The sequence below is a fragment of the Hylemonella gracilis genome, assembly GCF_004328645.1.
Taxonomy (GTDB): domain Bacteria; phylum Pseudomonadota; class Gammaproteobacteria; order Burkholderiales; family Burkholderiaceae_C; genus Hylemonella; species Hylemonella gracilis_B.
This window is the reverse complement of sequence record NZ_CP031395.1, coordinates 2,059,815-2,083,416: the sequence shown is the minus strand read 5'-3', so window position 1 is coordinate 2,083,416 and position 23,602 is coordinate 2,059,815. Positions and strand designations below refer to the sequence as shown.

24 protein-coding genes are annotated in these 23,602 nt (G+C 64.7%); 4 read left to right on the top strand and 20 right to left on the bottom strand.

Going from position 1 to position 23,602, the window contains the following annotated elements:
• Positions 1-230: 230 nt before the first annotated feature.
• A complete protein-coding gene (locus DW355_RS18380; RefSeq protein WP_131279700.1) occupies positions 231-1,751 on the top strand; it encodes a methyl-accepting chemotaxis protein in 1,521 nt (506 codons plus the stop codon).
• Between the two features lie 34 nt (positions 1,752-1,785).
• Here DW355_RS18380 and DW355_RS09850 read toward each other — a convergent pair whose 3' ends face one another.
• The 7 genes from DW355_RS09850 to DW355_RS09820 form a co-directional block, all read right to left on the bottom strand.
• Positions 1,786-2,511 carry an alpha/beta fold hydrolase gene (locus DW355_RS09850; protein ID WP_131279699.1) on the bottom strand — a complete coding sequence of 242 codons (726 nt, stop codon included), beginning with the start codon at positions 2,509-2,511 and terminating at the stop codon, positions 1,786-1,788.
• Positions 2,512-2,663: 152 nt separating this feature from the next.
• Complete coding sequence (locus DW355_RS09845) at positions 2,664-3,134, bottom strand: DM13 domain-containing protein (RefSeq protein WP_131279697.1); 471 nt, start codon at positions 3,132-3,134, stop codon at positions 2,664-2,666.
• Positions 3,131-3,622 (bottom strand): VOC family protein, encoded by a 492-nt coding sequence (locus tag DW355_RS09840; protein ID WP_131279695.1) that lies wholly within the window; start codon positions 3,620-3,622, stop codon positions 3,131-3,133. The genes DW355_RS09845 and DW355_RS09840 overlap by 4 nt, the downstream gene beginning before the upstream one ends.
• A 79-nt stretch (positions 3,623-3,701) precedes the next feature.
• Positions 3,702-4,358 (bottom strand): hypothetical protein, encoded by a 657-nt coding sequence (locus tag DW355_RS09835; RefSeq protein ID WP_131279693.1) that lies wholly within the window; start codon positions 4,356-4,358, stop codon positions 3,702-3,704.
• A 506-nt stretch (positions 4,359-4,864) separates the two neighbouring features.
• The gene (locus DW355_RS09830) at positions 4,865-5,605 is read right to left on the bottom strand and encodes a hypothetical protein (RefSeq protein WP_131279691.1); all 741 of its coding nucleotides are present in this window, start codon (positions 5,603-5,605) and stop codon (positions 4,865-4,867) included.
• A gap of 330 nt (positions 5,606-5,935) precedes the next feature.
• Positions 5,936-6,400, bottom strand: coding sequence for a hypothetical protein (locus DW355_RS09825; RefSeq protein ID WP_131279689.1), 465 nt, complete (start codon positions 6,398-6,400; stop codon positions 5,936-5,938).
• 33 nt (positions 6,401-6,433) lie between these two features.
• Positions 6,434-6,793: a hypothetical protein gene (locus DW355_RS09820; RefSeq protein WP_165493169.1), complete on the bottom strand. Its 360-nt coding sequence runs from the start codon at positions 6,791-6,793 to the stop codon at positions 6,434-6,436.
• Positions 6,794-7,140: 347 nt separating this feature from the next.
• Between DW355_RS09820 and DW355_RS09815 the strand changes: the two genes are divergently transcribed.
• Positions 7,141-7,785, top strand: a complete 645-nt coding sequence (locus DW355_RS09815) for an NAD(P)H-binding protein (RefSeq protein WP_131279685.1) — start codon at positions 7,141-7,143, stop codon at positions 7,783-7,785.
• A gap of 58 nt (positions 7,786-7,843) precedes the next feature.
• Here DW355_RS09815 and DW355_RS09810 read toward each other — a convergent pair whose 3' ends face one another.
• The 5 genes from DW355_RS09810 to DW355_RS09790 all read right to left on the bottom strand — a co-directional run bounded on the left by DW355_RS09810 (position 7,844) and on the right by DW355_RS09790 (position 14,924).
• Entirely contained in the window at positions 7,844-8,869 is a 1,026-nt protein-coding gene (locus DW355_RS09810; RefSeq protein ID WP_131279683.1) for an aldo/keto reductase, read from the bottom strand.
• A gap of 61 nt (positions 8,870-8,930) precedes the next feature.
• Positions 8,931-11,747, bottom strand: coding sequence for an ATP-binding protein (locus tag DW355_RS09805; RefSeq protein WP_131279681.1), 2,817 nt, complete (start codon positions 11,745-11,747; stop codon positions 8,931-8,933).
• Positions 11,747-12,457, bottom strand: coding sequence for a hypothetical protein (locus DW355_RS09800; RefSeq protein WP_131279679.1), 711 nt, complete (start codon positions 12,455-12,457; stop codon positions 11,747-11,749). Before DW355_RS09800 ends, DW355_RS09805 begins: the two co-directional genes overlap by 1 nt.
• Positions 12,454-13,977, bottom strand: coding sequence for a hypothetical protein (locus DW355_RS09795; RefSeq protein WP_242671101.1), 1,524 nt, complete (start codon positions 13,975-13,977; stop codon positions 12,454-12,456). Before DW355_RS09795 ends, DW355_RS09800 begins: the two co-directional genes overlap by 4 nt.
• A gap of 92 nt (positions 13,978-14,069) precedes the next feature.
• Positions 14,070-14,924, bottom strand: coding sequence for an SDR family oxidoreductase (locus DW355_RS09790; RefSeq protein ID WP_131279677.1), 855 nt, complete (start codon positions 14,922-14,924; stop codon positions 14,070-14,072).
• 131 nt (positions 14,925-15,055) lie between these two features.
• On the opposite strand from DW355_RS09790, the gene DW355_RS09785 reads away from it, so the two are divergent.
• Both DW355_RS09785 and DW355_RS09780 read left to right on the top strand, forming a co-directional pair.
• Positions 15,056-15,487 carry a winged helix-turn-helix transcriptional regulator gene (locus tag DW355_RS09785; protein WP_131279675.1) on the top strand — a complete coding sequence of 144 codons (432 nt, stop codon included), beginning with the start codon at positions 15,056-15,058 and terminating at the stop codon, positions 15,485-15,487.
• Between the two features lie 111 nt (positions 15,488-15,598).
• Positions 15,599-16,669, top strand: coding sequence for an alkene reductase (locus tag DW355_RS09780; protein WP_131279673.1), 1,071 nt, complete (start codon positions 15,599-15,601; stop codon positions 16,667-16,669).
• Positions 16,670-16,708: 39 nt separating this feature from the next.
• Here DW355_RS09780 and DW355_RS09775 read toward each other — a convergent pair whose 3' ends face one another.
• The 8 genes from DW355_RS09775 to DW355_RS09740 all read right to left on the bottom strand — a co-directional run bounded on the left by DW355_RS09775 (position 16,709) and on the right by DW355_RS09740 (position 23,582).
• Positions 16,709-17,659 carry a Gfo/Idh/MocA family oxidoreductase gene (locus DW355_RS09775; RefSeq protein ID WP_131279670.1) on the bottom strand — a complete coding sequence of 317 codons (951 nt, stop codon included), beginning with the start codon at positions 17,657-17,659 and terminating at the stop codon, positions 16,709-16,711.
• An 11-nt stretch (positions 17,660-17,670) separates the two neighbouring features.
• Positions 17,671-18,537, bottom strand: a complete 867-nt coding sequence (locus tag DW355_RS09770) for a class III extradiol dioxygenase subunit beta (RefSeq protein WP_131279668.1) — start codon at positions 18,535-18,537, stop codon at positions 17,671-17,673.
• A 58-nt stretch (positions 18,538-18,595) separates the two neighbouring features.
• The gene (gene ligA, locus DW355_RS09765; RefSeq protein ID WP_131279666.1) at positions 18,596-19,036 is read right to left on the bottom strand and encodes a protocatechuate 4,5-dioxygenase subunit alpha; all 441 of its coding nucleotides are present in this window, start codon (positions 19,034-19,036) and stop codon (positions 18,596-18,598) included.
• Between the two features lie 60 nt (positions 19,037-19,096).
• Positions 19,097-20,038, bottom strand: coding sequence for an amidohydrolase family protein (locus tag DW355_RS09760; RefSeq protein WP_131279664.1), 942 nt, complete (start codon positions 20,036-20,038; stop codon positions 19,097-19,099).
• A 52-nt stretch (positions 20,039-20,090) separates the two neighbouring features.
• Positions 20,091-20,996 carry a transporter substrate-binding domain-containing protein gene (locus tag DW355_RS09755; protein WP_165493168.1) on the bottom strand — a complete coding sequence of 302 codons (906 nt, stop codon included), beginning with the start codon at positions 20,994-20,996 and terminating at the stop codon, positions 20,091-20,093.
• Between the two features lie 45 nt (positions 20,997-21,041).
• Positions 21,042-21,734 (bottom strand): 4-carboxy-4-hydroxy-2-oxoadipate aldolase/oxaloacetate decarboxylase, encoded by a 693-nt coding sequence (gene ligK / locus DW355_RS09750; RefSeq protein WP_131279660.1) that lies wholly within the window; start codon positions 21,732-21,734, stop codon positions 21,042-21,044.
• Between the two features lie 40 nt (positions 21,735-21,774).
• Positions 21,775-22,815 carry an amidohydrolase family protein gene (locus DW355_RS09745; protein ID WP_131279658.1) on the bottom strand — a complete coding sequence of 347 codons (1,041 nt, stop codon included), beginning with the start codon at positions 22,813-22,815 and terminating at the stop codon, positions 21,775-21,777.
• Between the two features lie 65 nt (positions 22,816-22,880).
• Positions 22,881-23,582, bottom strand: a complete 702-nt coding sequence (locus DW355_RS09740; protein ID WP_207388005.1) for a substrate-binding domain-containing protein — start codon at positions 23,580-23,582, stop codon at positions 22,881-22,883.
• Between the last annotated feature and the right edge of the window lie 20 nt (positions 23,583-23,602).

Genomic DNA, 23,602 nt, shown 5'->3' with positions numbered 1-23,602 from the left:
CGTATTGCCACCAGACCTCGTCCTACCCTGATGCTGCGGGCTCCATCACCCGCTCTGGCCAATACTTGCAGGGCCGATTGAAAAACTCTATCCTGAGCAAGAAGCAACTATCAGGATTTATTCTGATTTGCCCTGTGTGGCATACGCTGCATTCTTGCGGCGCGTCGTCCTTTCCGCTGGCCGGACATTCAGTCCACCCCATCTGTTAACGGATCTTGCCCATCACCATCATGTCCTCCAGCACCATGCCACGCGCAGCAGCCAACGCTCAGGCCTTATTGGGCGACCGCATCATCCTGGGGATCATCGCCGTGGCGGCAGTGGCCGCCATTGCGATCGGCCACGGTTTCGTGGACTCCGGCCTGGCCTGGGGCGTGTCCCTGACCTTGCTGGCACCGGCGCTGATGGTCTATGCCTCGGCCAAAGCCACGATGCTGTCCCGGATGGTGTTGACCGCGATTCTGTGTTGCTTCGTGATGCTGCACATCCAACTGGCGCGCGGCACGCTGGAGCTGCATTTCGGGGTCTTCGTCACGCTCGCACTGTTGCTCGTGTACCTGGACTGGAAACCCGTTGTGCTCGCGGCAGCACTCTTTGCCACTCACCACGTTCTGTTCGACCGCCTGCAGGCTGCGGGCTTGGGTTTTTACTGCCTGGGTGCGCCCAATTTCTCCACCATCGTGGTTCATGCCGTGTACGTGGTCCTGCAGACAGTGGTCGAAGTGCTCCTGGTCACCCAAACCCGGCAGATTGCCCGTGCGGGCGAAGAGATGCGCGATCTGGTGACGGTCGTCGATACACCGGATGGAATCGCCTTGGATCTCGCGCAGACCGTGACCGTGCGAACGCCCTTAGCCAGCGTGCTCCAAAACGTGCTGGGCCGCATGTACGCCGCCATGCAAGCCGTGCAACGCGCTGCGGCCGGCATGGAACAAGCCAGCCGGGACCTCGCTCACAGCACCTCGAACCTCGCATCTCGAAGCGAGAGTCAGGCCAGCACACTGGAAGAGACCGCGGCCTCCATGGAGGAGCTGAGCGGTGCCGTGCAGCAGAACGCGACCAACGCCCATCAAGCCAACCAACTCGCACAAGGAACGTCCTCAATCGCGACACAAGGTGGCAGCGTGGTCACCCAGGCCGTGGACACGATGCAAGGCATCAGTGGCAGCTCCAAGAAGATCGCCGACATCATCGCCGTGATCGATGGCATCGCCTTTCAGACCAATATCCTGGCCTTGAACGCCGCCGTGGAAGCCGCCCGTGCTGGCGAACAAGGTCGTGGCTTCGCCGTTGTGGCGAGCGAGGTGCGTGCCTTGGCTGGTCGCAGCGCGGAGGCCGCCAAGGAGATCAAGGCACTGATCACGGACAGCGTTCAACGTGTCGAACAAGGCACGGTGCAGGTGGACCGCACCGGCGCCACCATGAACGAAATGGTCGAGGCCATTCGCCGCGTGACGAGCATCATCGGCGAAATCAGCGTGGCCAGCGCCGAGCAAAACACCGGCGTCGCGCAAATCGGGGAAGCCATTTCGAATATGGAACAGACCACGCAGCAAAACGCCGCACTCGCCGACGAGATGAGAGGCATGGTGCACACGCTCCAGCAGCAAGCACTAGAACTGGTGCAAGCCATCAGCGTGTTTCAATCCTCCAGATCTTCCATGGCCCTCGCCAAGGCACCAACGAATATGCTGGCATCGCAGACCACCGCCAGGGCCAGTTCAAACCCGGGAACCATGCAACTGCGGTAAATGCCGCGCGAGTAGCTCCGCGCAACGCCCACACTCAAGTGCGCGATATCCAGGCAGTGAAAGCCCGGTTCACCGCCTCCGGCTGCTCCATGGTGGTCATGTGCCCGCTGTGCTCGACGATGACCAGTTGCGCGCCCTTGATCGCGGCGGCCATGGCCTCGTGCTGGGCCGGGCCGCTCCAGGCGTCCTCGCGGCCTGTCAGCACCAGCGTGGGACATTGAATCTTCGCGAGCAGGGGCGTGGCGTCCAAGCGGTTCAGGAGCGCGTTGATTTGCGCGGCGTATTGCGTCGCGCTGCCCCGGTCGAACATGTCCAGCACCTCGTTGAACAGCGGCGACCCGATGCGGTCCGGGTGCACCATGCCCTTGGCCCATTCCTGCGCCATGGCGCGCATGCCCTGCTCGCGCGCGATCTTCAGCAGGGCCATGCGACCCGCCTTCTCTTTCTCGCCCGCTTCGCCCGCCGCCAGCGGGTGCGTGCCCGTGTCCAGCAAGGCCAGGTGGGTCACGCGCCGCGGGGCCAGGCGCATCACCTCCAGCGCCACGCGCCCACCCATGGAATGACCTGCCAAGGCGAAACGCTCCGTCGGAGCCTCGGCCAGGGCCTGCTCGGCCATGGCGGTCAGCGAATCACGCAGGCCCCAGGCGGGCACCACGCAGTTCGCCTGGTTCTTGAGCGCGGCCACTTGCGGAGCCCAGACAGCCGCGTCGCAATTCAGGCCGGGCAGGAGCATCAGGGTGGGCAGGGATGGGGTCGTCATGCGTGTCTCTCGTCAGGATGTTCTGGATGCAGGCCGATGATTCAGCATGCTGAGTGAAGTTTAGCCGGACGGCTGGCGGGTTCCTGTTCGCCACGGCGCCACGGCCTCAGGACCCGGTGGCTTCCAGGCTGGGCCGCCTGACCCGACTGGCTCTACTGGTACCGCGCCGCCGTGATGAACTGCGAGAAAGTCTCGCACCAGACGATGACGGCCTTGAACTGGCCGACGTTCACCGTCTCGGGCACGGGCACCACGAAATTCTCGAAGGTGCGCACGTCGCCCACGCGCTGCATCTGGGGCTTGAGCCGCAGGAAATCCGCCTCGGTCTCGACGAACTCGGGTGAGAGGTAGAGCTTGTAATCCGGCCCAGGCGCCAGGCGACCCAGCAGCACGATGCGCTCGCGCCCCACCGACACCTCCCCTTCCCCCCAGTGCAGCATGTCGCTGTCCTTCAGGTCGCGACGAAACTTGCCCTGGAACACCGCGGGGTGCGCGGCCATCGCGGCCTGCTCGTTGGTCGGTGCCGTGGGCGCCACGAGGATGGGCAGCACATAGATGCCCAAGGCAAAGCCGAACACGAGCACCAGTCCATGCGAGACCAGGAGCAGCAGGAACTTCTTCACGCCGCGCCCCGCACCGCCGCCTCGATGGCGGCCACGTCGATCTTCTTCATCGTCATCATGGCCTGGAAGGCTCGCGATGCAGCGGCCCGGTCCGCGCTGGTGTAGGCCCGGGTCAGCACGACGGGCGTGATCTGCCAGGAAATGCCCCAGCGGTCCTTGCACCAACCGCACGCACTCTCCTGCCCGCCGTTGCCCACGATCGCGTTCCAGTACCGGTCCGTCTCGGCCTGGTCCTCCGTGGCCACCTGGAAGGAAAACGCCTCGCTGGGCTGGAACGCCGGCCCGCCGTTCAGGCCCAGGCAAGGAATGCCCAGCACCGTGAACTCCACCGTCAGCACGTCACCCTGCTGGCCCGAGGGAAAGTCCCCCGGCGCGCGGTGCACCGCGCCGACCGATGAATTGGGGAAGGTCTGGGCGTAGAAACGCGCAGCCGCCTCGGCATCGCGTTCGTACCAGAGGCAGATGGTGTTTTTGGGGATGTGCGACATGGTGCTCCTCTTCTGTGATGAAAGTCAGGACACTCAGTACCAAGGCATCCCTTTGGACAACGGGAGGCCCTGTTCTTTTCTATTCACTCGGTCCGAGACTTGGCACTGGGTAGGGCTGGATACCAAAAACAAGCTCCGATGGATTGGCATTGTCCAGTTCATAACGCAATGGCGTCACTTCCTTCATCTTGATCCAATGCAATCCCGCCTTGTCAATGGAAACGTGAACTTTTCCTTCTACGTTCCCTGCACGCAAAGTGCCGGAGATGAGGCCGGGTCGATCCACATACAAAAGCGCCAAGAAATCCCGGCTTTGCTTGTCCAGAAAACTCCCAGATCCGATGGACTGATTGGTAAGAGGTTTTGCCGGGAAAGTACCCAGCCGAGCAAACCGCATATCCCTGGGGGCGACCACCAGATCTGCATTTGATGCATCTGCCGTGACCGTGGATGCGTAGCGCGAACCTATCTGAAGCAATCTCCCCATATCCAGTGACACGACGGAACCCACTTCTACCTGCTCTAGAAGATTTTCTTCCTTGCCTGGAGGCCCCCAAATTGCCCCCTCGATGACTACAACTCTAAAGGTCAAAAGATCGGAGTAGCTCGGCACAGGATTTCGCGCTTCGTCGATCTCTTCGACCACGACTTTGATATCCGAAGTCTTTTGAACGCAGCTCGCGCTGCTCATCACCACGAAGACCGAAGCAAAAACAATATGTAGAAGCTTAGCCATCAAAAAATTCACTTTCAAGTTGCAAAGACAGGTTCTGTTTTCGACTCGTTGCGGACAGTCATGGGCTAGGTAAGCTGACTGTCAACAAGTGAATTCAGCGACGCGGCAAGGCGTCTGCTGGGATGACCTGTGATTCAGAACTACTGCTACCACGTGAGTCTCTCCCCGGTCTTCTTTGACCACTCCTGAAGATCTCGCAGTATCTGAGAGCGTCGCTTCAGTGGCTCCTCACATTGGAGCTGAGCATCCAGATCCCTGATGAAGACCAGGATTCCCGTCTGATAGTCACCGGTGTGCTCGTAAGAAATGCTGTAGCGCTCACCGCCGAATGCATAGTGCAAAACTCCACGAATGCTTCCGTGAGACTCAAGCCTGATCGATGGCTGCTGCATAACCTAATATAAACCGCTAGACACTTCCGACCCATAGCCGTCAATCGTTGTTAGCAGCAGCAGCCATTCGTCAACGAGTATCAGAGGAGAGGTATCTACGGAACTTTGGGTGATTTAATTTTTTTCGCCATCTGATGATGGAGAGGTGCACTCATGAGGCCGCAGCACCATAGGGGCAAACGAATAACAACTAAAACAAAGTAAATCTTCAACCAGACCGAGACTTATCACTGGTTCGGTCGGCACACCAAAAGCAAGCTCCGATGGATTGGCATTTTCAAACTCATAAAGTGTAGGCGTTACGTTCTTTATCTTGATCCAATGCAATCCCGCCCTATCAATAGAAACATGAATATTTACTTTTGTGCTATCTGCACAAAGATTTCCTGAGATAAGGCCAGGTCGATCAGCATATAGAAGCACCAAATAATCCCTGCTCTTCTTGTCCATAAAACTACCAGAGCCAAGTGCATCATCCGTATAGGGTCTTACCGCCAAAGTACCCAAACGGACAAAGCGCATATCCTGAGGCTGAACCATCAGCGCCGAATTCTTTTCCGCCGTGGATGCATTGCTCGCACCCATTTGCAGCAGCCGTCTCATATCCAATGGGACAGCAGAGCCCATTTCTGCCCGCTCTACAAGATATTCTTCCCTGCCCGGAGGCCCAAAAATTGAACCAGGGATGACCGCAACTCGAATTGTTACGAAATCTATGAAGCCTGGAACAGATCTTTGAAAATAATCGATCTCTTCGATCGTGACTTTATCAATGTTGGCGTTCTGTTGAAAACAACTCGTACAGCTCACCATTGCGAGGACAGAAATACAAAAATCTCGCAAAATTCTGGTCATCAGAAGACTCCCCTTCAATTTTCAACTACAAGTTTGCTCTCGACCCAAAGCAGCAGGTCACCCAAGTTGAAATCGGACGATCAACGCCGGAAGATAGTCCAACTTGACAGGCTCAGCAGGAAGATTACCCGTCAGACTTTGTAATGCCAGCCTGAACTTGAGATGAATTAAGTTCGATGTTCCCCATCTGCCTTTGTGACGAGATTGATCGAACATCATGGCCAACCGGCTGCCGGATATACGACCGCAGGCGCCTTACCCTATGGCCCCCAATCGGTCAGTCTTTTGCCGTTGATGGGGAGTCCATATATACGGGGTTAGGCTGATGTGTCATAACTGCGCACAAAACGTGAGGCGAACCATATCTGAAACCCGCCAAGCAATGAAGAAGATTGCGCCAGCAATTAGTAAGCGAAATTGCAAATCGCCAAATAGCTTTGCCCTACTTGTATTGTGTGAGAGCGCTTTGTTAACTCCACGTAGTGCTGTGGCAAGCTCATCGGGGTTTTGCGGTTGCTGTGCGTGACTCCCGTTGTGAAGCTCAAGCAGACTGAAGTTCGCTGAAAGCGACGCTTGAACCCAATACAAATTTCGGCAACCTGAAAAAAAACTTCCAGCCCACAGGACTGTAGCAATTGCGACAGGCAGCAACCACCAAGACAACAACATACCTTCCGTTTTTTGGATGGCGAAGGCAATAGCAGCTCCTGCCGCAGCCAAAAGAAAGTATGTGTACTTGTCTTGGCCGGTCTGATGCACCCTGCGGATATCGTTGATTGATTCGTTCAGTGACATTGAGGATTGCCTAACTTAATTTAGAAGGCGCGTTCATAGATCGTCGGCATCTACCGTCAGCGCCCATTCCTTCATATCGGGGACGATTTGAGCCGCGACGAACTCAAAGACATCCTCGAACCTCCTATGCACAATGTCCCAGTCACGCGGCGACGGGCGAGAGGTGTCGCCGAACACAGGATGGAAGTAGATCACCTCACCACTGATTGATCCGTTAACCACTTCCAAGCCGGCAAAGTCGTCGCAGTCCTGACGTCGAGCAAAAACGAACACTTCCCTATAGCCGATGTCTTCGCGACGAAATGCACTTGCCGCGAATTCCATCTCAGGCGGCTCTCGGATGAAGTGCCAGGGGACGAAACTGCCCGGCCCCTGCGCAAGAAACCAGCGCAAGGCGTTCGGCCAACAAGGGTTGATCTTTGAACGGACCATCAGGTATGAAGTCGTCTAACGTTGGAGGTAAGGGGTGAGGGGACGGCTTGTCGGCGGAGCGACCCTCTTGAAGTTGCCTGGGCACATTCTAGGAAACTGCATAGCGAAGTGAATCCCCAAAAGAGTAATTGAACGACAGGTTTCGGGCAATTTATTCAACTTCCGCTCCTGGCCGACACCAGCCCCACGATTCATATCCCAGCAACGCCACGGTAGCACTCGGCCACCGTGCAGGAACCATGCATGTGGCGACACAAATCTAGAATCGGATCAATCGCCTACCCTGGCGAAAAGAAAGGAAGCCTCACATGCATGAACGAACGGTCATCATCGCAGGCGTCACCGGCCTGGTGGGCCGGGAACTGCTCGCCGTCCTGCTGGCCGACACTAGCGTCGTTGCAGTCCACAGCCTCGGCCGCAGGGCACCCGCGCTCCAGCACCCCAAGCTGACCGCCAATGTGCTTGACTTCACCACACTGCCCACCCTGCCGCACGCCGACGAGGTGTACCTCGCGCTGGGCACGACGATCAAGGACGCAGGCAGTCAGGCGGCGTTCCGCGCGGTGGACTTCGATGCCAATCTGGCGGTGGCCAAGGCTGCGCTGGCCGCTGGCGCGACACGCGTGGGCTTGGTGAGCGCGATGGGCGCGGATGCGAATTCCCGGATCTTCTACAGCCGGGTGAAGGGCGAGCTGGAAGAGGCGCTGGCGCAGATGCCGTTCCAGGGCTTGGTGATCGCGCGGCCTTCGATGCTGCTGGGCAATCGGCAGGCGCTGGGGCAGCGCGTGCGGTCGGGCGAGGTGTGGGCCACGCGGCTGCAAAGGGTTGTGGGCTGGATGATTCCGGCGAACTACCAGCCCATCGAAGCTGCTACCGTGGCCCAGGCTTTGTTGCGGACCGTGCCGTCCGCTCAGGGGCGGACGGTCTTGCTGTCGGGTTCACTGAAGGCCTAGACAGCGGCTCGATGACGAGCACTCTATAGGGCGCAATCCAGCCTAAAGCGCCCGGTGTTCAGAACACCTCCGTATCCACTTCCCGGTTGCTCTGCTCGTTGTAGCGGCTGCCCATCACGGTCTTCTGGTTGATCAGGTCTTCCAGCCGGGCGATGAGGTCGGTACTCAGCTTGACCTGGGCGGCGCCCAGGTTCTCCAGCGTGTGTTCCAGGCTCGTGGTGCCGAAGAGCGGGATGATGTGCTCTGATTTCTGTAGCAACCAGGCGAGCGCCAGTTGCGCGGGCGTGCAGCCGGCTTCACGCGCGAGGGCCTGGTAGGCGGGCAGCAGCTTCTCGTTGGCGGCGTAGTGCTCGGCCGTGAAGCGCGGCATGCTGCGGCGGATGTCCTTGGCGTCGAAGGCGGCGACTTCCGCGCCGCCAATCTTGCCGCTCAAGAAGCCCCGGCCCAGCGGGCTGAAGGCGACGAAGGCCACGCCCAGTTCACGGCAGGCGTCGAGCACGGCGATTTCGGGGTTGCGCGTCCACAGCGAGTACTCGGTCTGCAGCGCGGCGATGGGGTGCACGGCATGGGCCTTGCGCAGCGTGGTCGCGGACACTTCCGACAGGCCCAGGGTGCGCACATGGCCGCGCTCGACCAGGCGGGACATCTCGCCCACGCTGTCTTCGATGGGCACGCTCTTGTCCCAGCGGTGCAGGTAGTAGAGGTCGATCACGTCCAGGCCCAGGCGGCGCAGGCTGTCCTCGCAATTGCGGCGCAGCGCCTCGGGGCGGCCGTCGATCACACGACGCGTCACGCCATCCTCGCCCGTCACACCCGCCATGCCGCCCTTGCTGGCCAGCACGAATTCATGGCGGCGCGACTTCAGCGCACGACCCACCAGGCGCTCGCTCTCGCCGAAGCCGTAGAGTGCCGCCGTATCGAAGTGGGTGATGCCCGCGTCCATGGCCTGCTGCAGCAAGCGCACGGCTGCCTCGGGCGTGGGCGAGGCACCGTAGGCGTGGCAGATGTTCATGCAGCCGAAGGCGAGCGCGGAGACCTGGAAGGGGCCGAGTGGGCGTTGCGGGAGGGATGTGGGATGGCTCATGGTCTGCTCCTTCGATTCAAACAGTGTCTTTCAACGGGCGCGCCGGCTCGCACGACCTAAACTACGCGGCCGCGCGGCGTTGCAAAACCCCAATCGGCGGCGCCCAGCGCGCGCCCGGGGGCTTCTTGGAGGTGACGAGGGTGATGTCGGCCGGCTCGAACACTTCCACGTTGTGCGTGATGGGCGTGGTCAGCACGTACTGCGCGCGGGTGGACTTGAGGAAGTGGCCGACCAGCTGGATGTTGCGCACGTCGAGGTGGGCGAAGGGTTCGTCGATGAAGACGAAGCCGCCCGCGCTGTTTTCCTCGTCCTTGAGCAGGCCCACCAGCAGGATGAGCGACTTGATGACCTGCTGCCCGCCCGAGGCCTCGCCGTCGTTCAGGCCGATCTGGCCCTTGCCGTCGAAGTTGAAGCTCACCTTCAGCTCGGCCTGGCGCAGAACCATGTCGTCATTGTCCAGGTGCGGCAGGTCGGCGTTGACTTCCACACCCGCGAGCTGGCCCAGGTCCACGATGTTCTTGCGGTAACGGCGCACTGTCGCGCGCAACACGTCGATGTAGCGCTCGCGCGCGTTGCCCACGGCCACGCTGGCGGCTTCGTTGCTGGCGCGGCGCTGGCCCAGCTCGTGCTGTTGCGCGGCGACGGTGGCGCGCATCAGCACCACCTTGTCTTCCACCGTGGCGTCGGTTTCCCACTGGCCCTGCTCCAGCTCGCGCTCGATGCCGTCGCGGCGCAGGCGGGCCTGGGTGGCGTTGGTGAAGCGCAGTCGCAGCTCGGCCAGGGCCGCCGCGGCGATCCAGCGCGCAGGGAAGCGGCGGCGGGCCGCGCGTGAGTTCGCGGCGCGTTCGTGCAGCGTGTCATAACGCTCGCGCCACTCGCGCTCGTATTTCTCGGCGGCACGCTCGCTGTCGCTCAGGCGGTTCTGCGTGTCGCGGTACACCGCTTGCGCGTCCTTCCAGGCGCCCAGGGCCGTGCCGTGTTGCATATCCAGCGTCTGCCAGCGCTGCGCGGCCTGGACGCGGGCCTGCTTGAGCGCCGGCAGTTGCTCGCGCGCCTGCGCGAATTCTTCGCTGCGGCGCGCCAGCTCCTCGGCGGCGCGGTGGCCCTTGCTGGCCTCCTTGGCGGCGTCGAGCTGGCGCTGGGTGTCGGTCTGGCGCTGGGCGGTCTGTGTCAGTTGCGCGTCCAGCTGCGCCAATCGCGCCTCGATGGACGCGCGCCGCGCCGTCAGGGCCGCGGCGCCGAACTGGTGCTGGGCCGGGTCCACCCAGACGCTGCGACCGCCGCGCGCGTCGCGCCAGTAGGCTTCGGGCGTGATCCATTCGGTGCCAGCGCCCAGCTTCAGGCCCTCCGCCGTGCTGTCCACGCGGCGGATCTGCGCCAGCTGCTTGAGCAGCCAGGCGGGCACGGCGGCCGAGAAGCGCAGCACGGCCAGCAGACTGTGTGCCTCGGGCTTGGTCGGCGCGGCCTCGGCCTGCGCGACGAGGTAGTGGCGGTAACGCTCGCGCTCGGCCAGGGCCAGGGCGCGGGCTTCGTCCTGCGCCTGGTCCAGCACCACCACCCAGCGCGCGCCGCGCAGCACGCCCTCGGCGGCGGCGCGCCAGTGTTCGTCGGTGATCTCGACCACGTCGGCCAGCACGTGGTGGGCGATGCCTTCACCGCGCAGCACGCGCAGAAAGCGCTGCACCTCGGGCGGCGGCGGAGCCAGGCGTTGGCCTTGCAGTGCATCCAACGCCGCCTGGGCCTTGACGCGGTCCGCCTTGGCCTGCTGCCAGTCGGCGGCCAGCGTGGCCTTGGCGGCTTCCAGCTCGGCAAGACGCTGGGCGAGTTGCGCGGCGTCGCCTTCGACGGCGGCGAGTTCCTGCAACTCCTGCGCCTGCTTGAGCAAGTGCTCCACCGGTTTCTCGGCGGCGCGGGCTTCGTCCAGTGTGGTCTGCGCCTCGTCGCGCTGGGTCTTGAGCAGACCCACCTGTTGTTCGGCGGTTTGCTGCGCCTGCAGCGCGTCCAGCAAGCGGCGCTTGTAGTCGGCGCGCTGGCGCGCTTCACCGGCCTGGTGCAGGCGCTGGCGGTGCAGCTCGCGCAGCTTGCCGGCCAGTTCCTGCCGTTCCTCGGCCCAGGCCAGCACGGGGATGATTTCGGTGGCGAGCTGTTCACGCTCGCGCAGCTTGGCCTGGTGCTGGCGGTAGAGGTTGGCGCGCGCCTCCAACTGGGCGAGCTGGGCCTGGCCGTGCGTGAGTTCACGCTGCGCGGCCTCAACCTCCTCGCTCAGCTGGCGCTGGTGCTGGCGCGCTTCTTCGTAGCGGTCCAGCACCTCCTGGTCGCCGAACACGTCGAAGACCAGGCGCAGCAATTCCTTGGGCGAGTACTCGCAGAGGCGGTCGGTCTGGCCCTGCTCCAGCGCCAGCACGCGGGCGATGGCGCGCGACAGGCCCGCGCCTTCGAGGCGCTTCTTCCAGTGCTCGATGCCGAGCCATTCCTTCTCGGGCTTCTGGGCCAGTTCTTCAATGGGCATGTCGCCCTCGACCATGGCGTAACGGCGTTGCCAGTCACCGCCGTTGCGCTCGATGCGGCACACCAGCGTGACCTGGTCGGTGTACAGCAGGTTGCGCGCGAAGGGCCGGCTGGCGGCCTGGCGGTTGCGCGGCAGGTTGTCCACGGTGGCGCGCAGCCAGGCGGTGTCGGCCTTGGCGTGGCGCGCGTAGGTCTTGTAGCTGCGCCCGCCCGAGCATTCCAGGCCCAGCAGGGTGCGCATGGCATCGAGCAGCGTGGTCTTGCCCGAGCCATTGGGCCCGGCCACGGTGATGATGGCGCCGTCCAGCGGCAGGGTCAGGCGCTGGCAGTAGTCCCAGTGCAGCAGTTCGAGGCTTTGCAGGTGAAACATCAGTCCTGGGCCTCCGGGGGTGTCGCGTCCGAGGACACGGAAGGCGTGGCGGGAGTCGCGGAAGGCGCCGCGGCCTTGGCGCGGGCCAGCACCTCGCCCACCACGCCGTCCAGGATGCGCGGCGCCAGGGTGTCGTAGTCCAGCAGCAGGTCCAGCAGCGGGCCTTCGGCGATGTCGTCGCCCTTGCGGGTGATGAAGCCCTGCGCTTCCAGGCGCTTGAGGTTGGTGTCCAGCCGCAGCTTGCGGCCGAGCTGTTCGCCAAAGTCGGCCAGCAGGGCCTTGTAGGAAATCAGGGGGCTGACTTGCGCGGCCGTGGGCAGGGGCTTGTCGGCGCGGAACATCTCGTTCTGGCCATCGTCCTCGTTGCCCGCGCGCGCGGCCTGGCGCTCGCGCTTGGGCAAGACGATCAGCGACCACAGCACCACCAGCAGGGAGACGGCGTCGCGCGGCAGGTCCACATTGTTGTTGGCGTTCAAGCCCGCTTCGCCGAAGACAGCGCTCTGCGCCTCGCGTCGCAGGGCCACGGCCACGTGGTCGGCGTGCAGGTTGTCCACCAGGCTCAGGCCCACCTGGGCCAGGCGATCTTGAACGGCCTGCCAGAGCTCGGCATCGATCAGGGCGCGCTTGACCAGGGGATGCTGGCGCGGCAGCCAGCGTCGGGCCAGCAGCTGCGCCGCCAGCACGGCGGCATCGTCCAGGGGAACGGTCATGGGGTGGAAGATTCGTCGGGGCCGGTTTCGGGGAACTGCGTATTTTCGGGGTAAAGCTGTCCCTCGCTCAAGGTGGCGACCGGCCCCCCCTCCTGCGCGGACAAGGTGCGCGTTTGCGGACTCAGCGCCACGCGCCAGGGCGAGCGTGCGAAGTCGCCGGTCTGGCCCTTGAGCGTGCGGGCCTGGGCATCGCCCAGCAGCGGCAGCAGTTGCATGCGGTAGGAGGCCTGGGCGTAACGGCCGGTGCCGGCGGTGCCCGCCCCTTCCTGCGCGCCGGGGGCTTGTGCGTCGGTCTCGCCCAGCACCGCCTCTTGCAGATCGTGCGGCCGGGCGGCGGTTTGGTTCCAGGCCGCCAGCTTGTGGATGAAGTCATCCAGCTCGGTGGGCATGCGCAGGGTCTCCATGGTGCCGGGCTGCGCGGCGACGGCGGGCGGCAGGCCCTGGGGCCGGTCGGGGTCGGGCCGGTCGCGCTCGAATTCGGCTTCGGTCACGTCCAGCAGGTCGTGCGGGCTGACGAAGACCGGGCGCACGGTGCTGGCCAGGGCGTCTTCGAGCAACTGGCCGAAGGCCGGGCCATGCTGCTGCAACTGCGCTTGCAGCCAGGCTCGCACATCGGAACTGGTTACGCCCGTGCTGCCCAGGGTGACGCGCTGGCGGTCGGCCTGCTGCAGCGCGCGGGTGAACTGGCTGGCCATGGTCAGCAGGCGGGCCTGGGCCTGGCCCAGGGCGCGCGCCTCGCGTTCCAGGCGGGCGTCGGCCACGTCCTGCATGGCCTCGCCCGCGGCATCGTTCGAGCCCGGTCCGCGCGCGTCGCCGCGAATCAGGGCGGTCAGCGCCTCGCCCGCGCGAGCGACCAGGGTCAGGGCGCGATCAAAACGCGGCGCGGCAGCGCGCAGGCGGGCTTCGGAGCCGCTGGTGATGGCCTCGGCGAATTCGTCATGCAGGCGCGTGAGCTGGGCGTGCAGATGGCGCAGCTGGCTGGCGTCGGCCAGGCCCAGGGCTTGGGCGCCGGCCACCTGGGCCAACAGGGCGGCCATTTCTTCGTCGTCCGCGTCGCCCGAACGCGTCAGGGGCGCGAGCAGACCCTGCACCTGCTGCGCCAGTGGTGAGAGGCGGTAGTCCTGGCTGCCCGTGTCCCAGACCAGCAGGCCCAGCTCGCGCAGACGGCGCAGAGCCATGTCCAGCGCCTCGGGCTTGAGGACATGGAAGAGTTGCTGGATGTCCTCGCGCTGCAGTCGGCCCTGGGGCTGGCTGGCCAGTTCCATGAAGCACCACAGGCGCAGCCGGGCGACCGCCTGCGGACCGCCCAATAGGCCGCGCACCGCGTCGATCAGCGGCTGGCGCTGGGTCAGCGCCCAGGCCAAGGGGGCCTGCTGCGCCAGCTCCGGTTCACGGAAGAAGGATTCGAAGGGAGTGTCCGGCGTAGCGTCCTCGGCCTCGGAAGGCGGCAGGTGCGGCAAATCGGCGGGCGACGGGGCCAGAGGCGCGGGAACGGGAAGGATTCTGTCTTCTGCTTGCATCTGGCCCGCGATTAGGCCATAGATGGCGGGCCCCTCCTCCGGAGGCGGCCCGCCCGGCTGGCTGAACGCGTCAGCCCGGCCGATACGCCCGCTCAACCCTTCAAAGCGGCCTTGATGCTCTCGGCCACCGGCGTGGTCGGGCGACCGATCAGGCGACTGAGCGCGCGGCCCTCGTCGAACAAGGCGCCCTTGGACGCACCGACATCGGATTCGGCCAGCATGGCCGCCACGAAGTCCGGCAGGCCGATCTGCACCAGCGCCTTGGCGTACTCCGCTTCGGGCAGGTTCTGGTAGGCCACGGGCTTGCCGGACAGGCGCGCGATTTCGGCGGCGTAGTCGGCCAGGGTGTAGGCCTGGTCGCCAGCCAGTTCGTAGACACGACCGGCCTGCCCTTCCTGGGTCAGCACGGCCACGGCGGCGGCGGCGTAATCAGCCCGCGCGGCGAAGGAATAACGGCCCGTGCCGGCACTGCCCAGCACCGCGCCGTGCTGCACGGCGGCCGGAGCGCTGGCCGTGTAGTTTTCGGTGTACCAGCCATTGCGCAGCAACACATGCGACAGGCCGGAGCCGCGCAGCAGCGCTTCGGTCTCGCGGTGCTCGCGCGCCAGGCCCAGCGGCGAGCTGTCAGCACGCAGGATGCTGGTGTAGGCCACCAGCTTCACGCCAGCCTGACGGGCGGCGTCAATCACGTTGCGGTGCTGGGCCGTACGCTGGCCGACCTCGCTGGAGGAAATCAGCAGCAACTTGTCCACGCCTTGCAGGGCCTGGGCCAGCGCCGCCGGCTGGGTGTAGTCGCCCTGGCGCACCTGCACGCCGCGCGCCGCCCAGGCGGTGGCCTTGGCCGGGTCACGCACGATGGCGACGATGGACGAGGCAGGCTGGCTGGCCAGCAGGCCTTCGACGACGAGGCGGCCCAGCTGGCCAGTGGCACCGGTGATGGCGATCATGATCAAACTCCTTGTGGTGGATGGGGAAGGCCTGGATAATAGGCATCACGCGCACTTTTAGTAAGTACGCACAAAAATGTAAGTATGGAACGGCGCGCGGACGCGTCGGCAACCCCAGGAAGGAAAGACCGATGAGCAGCAGCGACACCGTCACCCCTTCGCGCCCCGCGAGCCGGGCCAAGCCCCTGGCCGCCGAGGCCAGGGCGCGCCCCAAGACCCGGCGCGGCGACCTCTTCGCCGCCGCCTGCCCCTCGCGGCAGATCCTCAACCACGTGACCGGCCGCTGGGGCAGCCTGGTGCTGGTGGCCTTGCTGGAGGGCACACTGCGCTTCAGCGAGCTGCGCCGCCGCATCGATGGCGTGAGCGAACGCATGCTGGCCCAGGCCCTACAGGACCTGGAATTGGACGGTTTCGTCAGCCGCCACGCGCACCCCGTGATGCCGCCGCGCGTGGACTACACACTCACGCCCATGGGCTACGAGATCGGCCTGCATGTGCGCGAACTGGCCGACTGGGTGGAAGGCAACCTGCCGCGCATCCAGCGCCACCGGGCGGCGGGCTGAGGAGCCGCTGCTTGAAATCCCTGAAACCGCCCTCAGCTGTACCCGGTTTCCGGCTGGGCCTCCCGCCCGAGGAAATCCGTCAACCCAACGAGAACTTCTAGAAAGAGCCCCATGCTGTTTGACTCCTATTCCGGCCGAGCCCTCAAACTCAAGAACCGCCTGGTCATGTCGCCGATGACCCGCAGCCGCGCCGAGGGCAACACGCCCAACGCCCTGATGGCCGAGTACTACGGTCAACGCGCCGGCGCCGGCTTGATCATCACTGAGGGCACTTCACCCTCGCCCAATGGCCTGGGCTACACGCGCATTCCCGGCCTCTACAACGCCGCGCAGGTGGCGGGCTGGAAACAGGTCACCAGTGCGGTGCATGCCAAGGGCGGCAAGATCTTCGTGCAGCTGATGCACACCGGCCGCGTCAGCGCCGCGGTCAACCTGCCGGCCGGGGCCGAAGTGATCGGCCCGACCGACGCGCTGCTGCCGGGCGAGATCTACACCGACGCCAAGGGCATGCAGCCCCACACTGCGCCCCGCGCCATGACGCAAGCCGACATCGAGCGGGCCATCGGTGAATACGTCAACGCCGCCAAGCTCGCGGTCGAGGCCGGTTTCGATGGCATTGAACTGCACGGTGCCAACGGTTACCTGATCGAGCAGTTCCTGAACGCCAACGTCAACCAGCGCAACGACGCCTACGGTGGCAGCGCCGAAAAACGCAACCGCTTCGCGCTGGACATTGCGCGCGCCTGCGTGGCCGCAATTGGCGCGGACAAGGTCGGCATCCGCCTGTCACCCTACGGTGTGTTCAACGGCACCGGCCACTACCCGGAACAGGACGCCCAGTACCTCGCGCTGGTGCGTGAACTCTCGGCGCTCAAGCTGGCCTACCTGCACGTGCTGGACCATTCGGCGATGGGCGCGCCCCAGGTGCCGGCGGATCTGAAGGCCAAGCTGCGGGCGGCCTTTGACGGCACCTTCATCGCCGCCGGAGGCTTCGACGCGGCCAGCGGCGAGCAGGCGCTCAAGGACGGCGTGGGCGACCTGGTCGGCTATGGCCGCCCCTTCATCTCGAATCCGGATCTGGTGGCGCGCTACCAGCGCGGTGCGGCGCTCAACGCGCCGGACGCCAACACCTTCTACACGCCGGGCGCGAAGGGCTACACGGACTATCCGGCGCTGGCCTGAGTGAACTGATGGACCGGCGGCGCAAGCCGCCGGTTCACTTCACGCCTGGAGTTGCTGCTCCAACTGGTGCAACACCTGGTAGCAGGGCAGCACCTGGGCCACGCTGCCATTGGGCTCGCGGCCTTCGCGGATGGCGGAGAAGAATTCTCGGTCCTGCAGCTCGATGCCGTTCATCGACACGTCTACCTTGCTGACGTCAATCTTCTCGTCCTTGCCGTTGAACAGGTCGTCGTAACGCGCCAGGTAGGTGGCCGTGTCGCCGATGTAGCGGAAGAACGTGCCCAAGGGGCCATCGTTGTTGAAGGACAGGCTCAAGGTGCAGATCGCACCATTGGCAGCCTTGAGCTGGATGCTCATGTCCATGGCGATGCCCAGCGTCGGATGGATGGGGCCTTGCACGGCGTTGGCCTTCACGATGGGGCTGCCGGCCTGGTAGGCAAACAGATCGACCGTGTGCGCGGCATGGTGCCACAGCAGGTGGTCGGTCCAGCTGCGCGCCTGACCCAGCGCGTTCATATTGGTGCGGCGGAAGAAATAGGTCTGCACGTCCATCTGCTGGATGTTGAACTCGCCGGCCTTGATCTTCTTGTGCACGTACTGGTGGCTGGGGTTGAAGCGGCGCGTGTGGCCGCACATGGCCACCAGGCCCTTCTTCTTCTGCAGGGCGACGACTTCCTCGCCTTCCTTGAGCACGTCGCACAGCGGGATTTCCACCTGCACATGCTTGCCGGCTTCGAGGCAGGCCTTGGTCTGGGCGGCGTGCATCTGCGTGGGCGTGCACAGGATGACGGCGTCTACTTCCTTCAATGCCAGGCTGTCTTCCAGCTTGGTGGTGACGTGCCGGATGCCGTACTTGTCGGCGACTTCCTTGGTCTTCTCCAGGTCACGGCTGATCAGCGAGACGACTTCCACGTCCTTGATGTTCTTGATGCCGTCCAGATGCTTGATGCCGAAAGCGCCGGCACCGGCCAGAGCAACTTTGATGGTCATGAATAGGTCCTTTAGCTGTTTTCAAGAATCATGTGGCCGACTGCCGTGTTGGAGGCGGGCACATGGTAGAAGCGGTGCTTGACCTTGGGCTTGGGGCCGCCGTGCACGTCGGCCATGGCGCCGCGCGCGATCAGCCACATCACGAGTTCGATGCCCTCGCTGCCGGCCTCGCGCACGTAATCGATGTGCGGCACCTGGGCGGTGGCGGCCGGGTCATCGATCAGCGTGTCCAGCCAGGCGTTGTCCCAATCCTTGTTGATCAGACCCGCGCGCGGGCCCTGCAACTGGTGGGTCATGCCACCCGTGCCCCAGATCTGCACGTTCAGGTCTTCGTCGAAGGACTCGACGGCCTTGCGGATGGCCTGGCCGAGCTGGAAGCAGCGGCGGCCCGAGGGCACGGGGTACTGCACCACATTGACCGCGAAGGGAATGACCTTGAAAGGCCACTTGTCGGTCTTCGGGTCCTTGGCGCCGCACATGAGGGACAGGGGCACGGTCAGGCCGTGGTCCACGTCCATCTTGTTGACGATGGTGAGGTCGAAGTCCTGCTGGATCACGGACTGGGCGATGTGCGAGGCCAGCTCCGGATGGCCCTGGACCACGGGCACGGGGCGCGCGCCCCAGCCTTCGTCGGCCGGCTGGTACTGCGCGGCGGTGCCAATCGCGAAGGTCGGGATCATCTCCAGGCTGAAGGCCGTGGCGTGGTCGTTGTAGACCAGGAACACGACGTCGGGCGTGTTGTCCTTCATCCATTGCTTGGAGTAGTCGTAGCCCGCGAACAGCGGCTGCCAATAGGGCTCCTGGGTCTTGCCCAGGTCCATGGCCGCACCGATGGCGGGCACGTGGGAGGTGTAGACGGAAGCGGTGATTTTTGCCATGTTGGTTTCTCCTGTGCCGGGGGCTCAGAGCAATTTGCGAAAAACTGAAGCGGGCGGCTTAGAGCAGCCGCCCGGTGCCATGCCCTTGCGGCTGGTTCTGGGGTTGCGCGCTACCGTTCTCGCCCACGTAGCGGTTGCCCTCGATGGAGCGGCCACCCTTGATCATCATGTCGCGGTACTCCTCCTCGGTCATGCCGGTCATGCTGCCGGCCATCTGCTGGAAGCTCTTGCCGTGCGTGGCACCCAGCTTGGCGAGGAAATAGATGTTGCCGCCGAGCGCGATCGCGCGGTTCAGGTCGGCCGCGAGCACCGCCAGCTTCTGCTCTTCCGTCATCGGCCACTCGTCGAGGTACTTGCGCTGGTCGGCGAGGAAGCGCGCGCGGTTCTCGGCCTTCATCAGCGACATGCAGAACTGGTTGAGCCAGTAGCCCTTGCGCGACTGTTCGGCGTCGAAGATGGTCGTGCCCGGCACGTCCAGATACGGTTTATCAAGTGACATGGTGTTTCTCCTGTATCGCCCGAGGATAGGTCAACCACCGGGCGCTTGTGTTGATGTGCCTCAATCCGCCCAGTACAGGCGCATGGGGTTGTCCACCAGCAGCTTGCGCTGCAGTTCCGCGGTGCGCGCGATCTGGGGAATAAAGTCCACCAGCAGGCCGTCGTCCGGCATGTGGTCCTTCAGATTCGGGTGCGGCCAGTCGGTACCCCAGAGCACGCGGTCGGGGAATTCCTCGACGATGCGGCGGGCGAAAGGCACCACGTCCTTGTAGGCGCCGGTCTCCAGGTCCTTCTCGCCGTTGAGCGCCTTGGGGCCGGTGACGGTGAGGCGCTCGGGGCAGCTCACCTTGCTCCAGACGTTCTTGTGCTCGCGCATGAACTTCAGGAACAGCGCGAATTCGGGGCCGTCCACGGGCTTGCTCACGTCGGGGCGACCCATGTGATCCACCACCACGGTGGTGGGCAGTGTGGTGAAAAAGTCCCACAGCTCGGGCAAATCCACCGCCTCGAAATAGATCACCACGTGCCAGCCCAGCTTGGCGATGCGCCCGGCGATCTCCATCAGCTCGTCCTTGGGCGTGAAGTCCACCAGACGCTTGACGAAGTTGAAGCGCACGCCACGCACGCCGGCGGCATGCAGCCTTTGCAGTTCCTCGTCCGTCACGCTACGCCGCACCGTGGCCACGCCACGGGCCATGCCGTTCGAGGCCAGGCAGGCGTCCACCAGGGCGCTGTTGTCGGCGCCGTGGCAGGTGGCCTGCACGATCACGTTGCGCGTGAAGCCCAGGTGGTCGCGCAGGGCGAAGAGCTGCGCCTTGCTGGCGTCGCAGGGCGTGTACTTGCGCTCGGGCGCGTAGGGAAACTGCTCACCGGGGCCGAAGACGTGGCAGTGCGCGTCCACCGCGCCCGGGGGCAATTGATAACGCGGCTTGCTCGGGCCGCTGTACCAGTCCAGCCAGCCGCTGGTCTTCTCGAAAGGTCCTGTGGTCGGTTTTCCACTCATGGTCTTGTTCTTCCTTGGTTTGTGATGGATGTCGCGACGTCGGCCACCGACCTCAGCGGATGGCAGGTTCCACGGTGCCGCGCAGGTCGGCGCGCCGCACGGCCGCCTGCAGATACCCCTCGCGCCGCACGCTGAGCACGAAACGGCTCAGGTAGGACATGCCGGCCTGGCGCCCCTTCGGGATGGCGATGGCCACGGTTTCCAGCCCCCAACGGCCGTCGAGCACGCGCGCGCCATCGCCCAGGCGCTCGGCCATGGGATAGAGCACGCTCTTGCTCGCCGCGAAGGCCTCGATCTGCCGCGCCGCAAGCCGGGTCGAGGCTTCGGTGTAGCTCCCGAGCTGGACAATCTCGATCTGCGGATGGCGGCGCGCCAACGGCGCCTGGGCGCCCGTGCCGCGCAACACGCCGATCTTCACGCCTCCCTGGCGCGAGGCCAGGGTGTTGAGGTCAGGCGCGGCACGCAGGCGCGTGTCCGGTCCGGCGAGGTAACCCTGCTCCAGGTCCAGCAGGGGCAGGCTGTAGTTCACGTCGCCACCGTAGAGGTCACTGGTCCAGGTGACGGTGAAGTCCACCTCGCCCTGGCCCATGGCGAGCATCAGGTCGGGTAGGCGGTCGAATCGCACCAGTTCAAACGGCACGCCCAGCCAGTGCGCCATCACGCGGCCCAGGTCATGCGCGAGACCGGCATTGCGCGAGGGATCGCCGGGTTGCTCCAGCAGCGACAGCGGGCTGCCCGCGTACACCCCCACGCGCAACACGCCCGTCGGGGCCAGCACGGCGCGGGCCGCAGGCGCGGCGGCGGTCAGCTGCTCGGGGGGCTCCGGGGGCGACACCAGGGACGGTGGCAGCGCGCAGGCTGTCAGCAGCAAGGCGCCCGCCCAGGCCAGCCCGCGCACTGCGCGTGCGCACTTGCCCCCTGACGGCGACGCCGTGGACAGAGGGGATGCGAGGGACATGGTGGAACGGCCTGGCATGCGGTGGACGGTGTCGTGGCCTCTGCGTCAGTCGATGTACTTGAGGCCCAGCTTTTCCAGCGGCTCGCGGAATTTGTACATGTCCAGGCCCAGCACGCCGGAGGCCAGCTTGGCGCGCTTCTCGCCCTCGAAGGACTCGCGCGCGGCGGCGGCCTCGGCCACCTTGGGCACGTCGGCGGCATTGACGACGACCACGCCATCGTCATCGGCCACGATGGCGTCGCCCGGGTTGACGATCATGCCGGCGCAGACCACCGGGATGTTCACCGAACCCAGAGTGGCCTTGATGGTGCCCTTGGCGCTGATGGCTCGGCTCCAGACCGGGAAATCCATGGACTTGAGTTCTGCGATGTCGCGGCAGCCGCCGTCGATGATCAGGCCGCGTGCGCCGCGTGCCTTGAAGCTGGTGGCCAGCAGATCACCGAAGAAGCCGTCGGTGTTGGGCGAGGACAGGGCCGCAACCACGATGTCGCCCGGCTTGATCTGCTCGGCCACGACATGCAGCATCCAGTTGTCACCCGGGTGCAGCAGCACGGTGACGGCCGTGCCCGAAATCTTGGCACCCGGATAGATGGGACGCATGTACGTCTGCATCAGGCCGATGCGGCCCTGGGCTTCGTGGACAGTGGCGGTGCCGAACTGGGCCAGCCGGTCGGTGGCGGCGGCATCGGCGCGCGTGATGTTGCGCTTGACGATGCCCAGCGGTGCGTTGACGCTCATGGGGTGTGCTCCTGGTATGTCTTTGAATCCGTTGTCGCGATCAGCGGCCCTGGCGCTTCAGCGCCGCGTCCAGCCGCGGGAACACGCGACGGGTATTGCCTTCATAGACTTTGAAACGCTGCTCCTCGCTCAGGTTGGGCGTGGCCTGCACGTAGCGCTTGGTGTCGTCGTAGTAGTGGCCCGTCTCGGGATCGATGCCACGCACCGCGCCGATCATCTCGCTGGCGAACAGGATGTTGTCCACGGGAATCACCTTGGTCAGCAGGTCGATGCCGGGCTGGTGGTAGACGCAGGTGTCGAAGAAGATGTTCTTGAGCAGGTGGTCCTGCAGCAGGGGCTTCTTCATCTCCTGCGCCAAGCCGCGGTAACGGCCCCAATGGTAGGGCGCGGCGCCGCCGCCATGCGGAATGACGAAGCGCAGCGTGGGGAAGTCCTTGAACAGGTCACCCTGGATCAGCTGCATGATGGCCGTGGTGTCGGCGTTGATGTAGTGCGCGCCCGTGGTGTGGAAGCAGGCGTTGCAGCTGGTGCTGACATGGATCATGGCCGGGATGTCGTACTCCACCATCTTCTCGTAGATGGGGTACCAGTGCCTGTCGGTCAGCGGCGGGCTGTTCCAATGGCCACCGGAAGGATCGGGGTTGAGGTTGATGCCCACCTGGCCGTATTGCTTGACGCACTTTTCCAGCTCGGGGATGCAGGTCTTGGGGTCCACGCCGGGCGACTGCGGCAGCATCGCCGCGCCGATGAAGTGCTCCGGGAAGAGCTGCGTGACACGGTAGACCAGCTCGTTGCAGATGGCGGCCCAGGTGCTGCTGACCTGGAAGTCACCGATGTGGTGGGCCATGAAGCTGGCGCGCGGGCTGAAGATGGTCAGGTCGCTGCCGCGTTCCTTCATCAGCTTCAACTGGTTGGTCTCGATGGCCTCGCGCAGCTCGTCGTCGCTGATCTTCAGGTCCGCGACCTTGGGCGCGAGGGACGGGTCCTTGATGCTGGCGATCTGCTGGTTGCGCCAGTTCTCCAGGGCCTTGGGCGCGGTGGTGAAGTGGCCGTGGCAATCGATGATGAGAGGTTGCTTCATAGGTTCTCCGTTGTGCTTGTTCATGTCGTTCGCGTGAATGCTCGGCAGGGGTGGCAGCCGTCGGCTCAGGCCGCAACCATGCCCTGCCGGCGCTTGGCCTCGGCAGCCTCGGGCGCGGCCATGTAGCGCAGCAGGGCACGCACGGCATCGGGCTGCCGGCTGGTGGCGCAGACCGCGCCGCTGAAGGTGGTGTTGATCTGGATGGCCTCGGGCAAGGGACCGACGATGTGGATGCCCTCCACATGGATCAGTTCGCTCAGTTGCTGGAAGCCCAGCGCCACGCCACCGTTGTCGGGGCCCTTGGCCACCAGACTGCCGACCGGGATGCCAGGCGGCGGGGTGACGATGCGGCCCTGAATCTGCTCGGCGATGCCCCAGCGCTCGAACAGCCTGGCCAGCGCCACGCCACTCGGGCCGGTGGAATAGCTGATGCTCTTGGCGGCCAGCACAGCCGCGCGCACGGCCTCCTCGCTGGACACATCGGGCCGGGCGGCGCCGGCCTGCACGGCCACGGCCACGCCGGAATGCACCAGATCCACCCGGCTGCCCGCGAGGGCATGACCGGCGGCGATCAGCTTGTCGATGGCGTCGGCAGCCAGGAAGACCACGTCGAAAGCCTCGCCCGCGGCCACGCGCTTGGCGGCATCCACGCCACCCACCGACTCAATGCGCACGCGCGCGTCGGCCACCCGCTCGTAAGCACCGGCCAGTTCGGCCAGCAGCAGGCGCGTCGCCATCGAGGAAATGCCCAGAATCTCTGTCGTCATGGTCTCAAAGCACCGCAACG

Coding starts and splice junctions, on each gene's coding strand:
- DW355_RS18380 (WP_131279700.1), top strand. CDS start 231: ATGTCCTCCAGCACCATGCCACGCGCAGCAGCCAACGCTCAGGCCTTA.
- DW355_RS09850 (WP_131279699.1), bottom strand. CDS start 2,511: ATGACGACCCCATCCCTGCCCACCCTGATGCTCCTGCCCGGCCTGAAT.
- DW355_RS09840 (WP_131279695.1), bottom strand. CDS start 3,622: ATGTCGCACATCCCCAAAAACACCATCTGCCTCTGGTACGAACGCGAT.
- DW355_RS09835 (WP_131279693.1), bottom strand. CDS start 4,358: ATGGCTAAGCTTCTACATATTGTTTTTGCTTCGGTCTTCGTGGTGATG.
- DW355_RS09830 (WP_131279691.1), bottom strand. CDS start 5,605: ATGACCAGAATTTTGCGAGATTTTTGTATTTCTGTCCTCGCAATGGTG.
- DW355_RS09825 (WP_131279689.1), bottom strand. CDS start 6,400: ATGTCACTGAACGAATCAATCAACGATATCCGCAGGGTGCATCAGACC.
- DW355_RS09815 (WP_131279685.1), top strand. CDS start 7,141: ATGCATGAACGAACGGTCATCATCGCAGGCGTCACCGGCCTGGTGGGC.
- DW355_RS09810 (WP_131279683.1), bottom strand. CDS start 8,869: ATGAGCCATCCCACATCCCTCCCGCAACGCCCACTCGGCCCCTTCCAG.
- DW355_RS09805 (WP_131279681.1), bottom strand. CDS start 11,747: ATGTTTCACCTGCAAAGCCTCGAACTGCTGCACTGGGACTACTGCCAG.
- DW355_RS09800 (WP_131279679.1), bottom strand. CDS start 12,457: ATGACCGTTCCCCTGGACGATGCCGCCGTGCTGGCGGCGCAGCTGCTG.
- DW355_RS09795 (WP_242671101.1), bottom strand. CDS start 13,977: ATGCAAGCAGAAGACAGAATCCTTCCCGTTCCCGCGCCTCTGGCCCCG.
- DW355_RS09790 (WP_131279677.1), bottom strand. CDS start 14,924: ATGATCGCCATCACCGGTGCCACTGGCCAGCTGGGCCGCCTCGTCGTC.
- DW355_RS09785 (WP_131279675.1), top strand. CDS start 15,056: ATGAGCAGCAGCGACACCGTCACCCCTTCGCGCCCCGCGAGCCGGGCC.
- DW355_RS09780 (WP_131279673.1), top strand. CDS start 15,599: ATGCTGTTTGACTCCTATTCCGGCCGAGCCCTCAAACTCAAGAACCGC.
- DW355_RS09775 (WP_131279670.1), bottom strand. CDS start 17,659: ATGACCATCAAAGTTGCTCTGGCCGGTGCCGGCGCTTTCGGCATCAAG.
- DW355_RS09770 (WP_131279668.1), bottom strand. CDS start 18,537: ATGGCAAAAATCACCGCTTCCGTCTACACCTCCCACGTGCCCGCCATC.
- ligA (WP_131279666.1), bottom strand. CDS start 19,036: ATGTCACTTGATAAACCGTATCTGGACGTGCCGGGCACGACCATCTTC.
- DW355_RS09760 (WP_131279664.1), bottom strand. CDS start 20,038: ATGAGTGGAAAACCGACCACAGGACCTTTCGAGAAGACCAGCGGCTGG.
- DW355_RS09755 (WP_165493168.1), bottom strand. CDS start 20,996: ATGTCCCTCGCATCCCCTCTGTCCACGGCGTCGCCGTCAGGGGGCAAG.
- ligK (WP_131279660.1), bottom strand. CDS start 21,734: ATGAGCGTCAACGCACCGCTGGGCATCGTCAAGCGCAACATCACGCGC.
- DW355_RS09745 (WP_131279658.1), bottom strand. CDS start 22,815: ATGAAGCAACCTCTCATCATCGATTGCCACGGCCACTTCACCACCGCG.
- DW355_RS09740 (WP_207388005.1), bottom strand. CDS start 23,582: ATGACGACAGAGATTCTGGGCATTTCCTCGATGGCGACGCGCCTGCTG.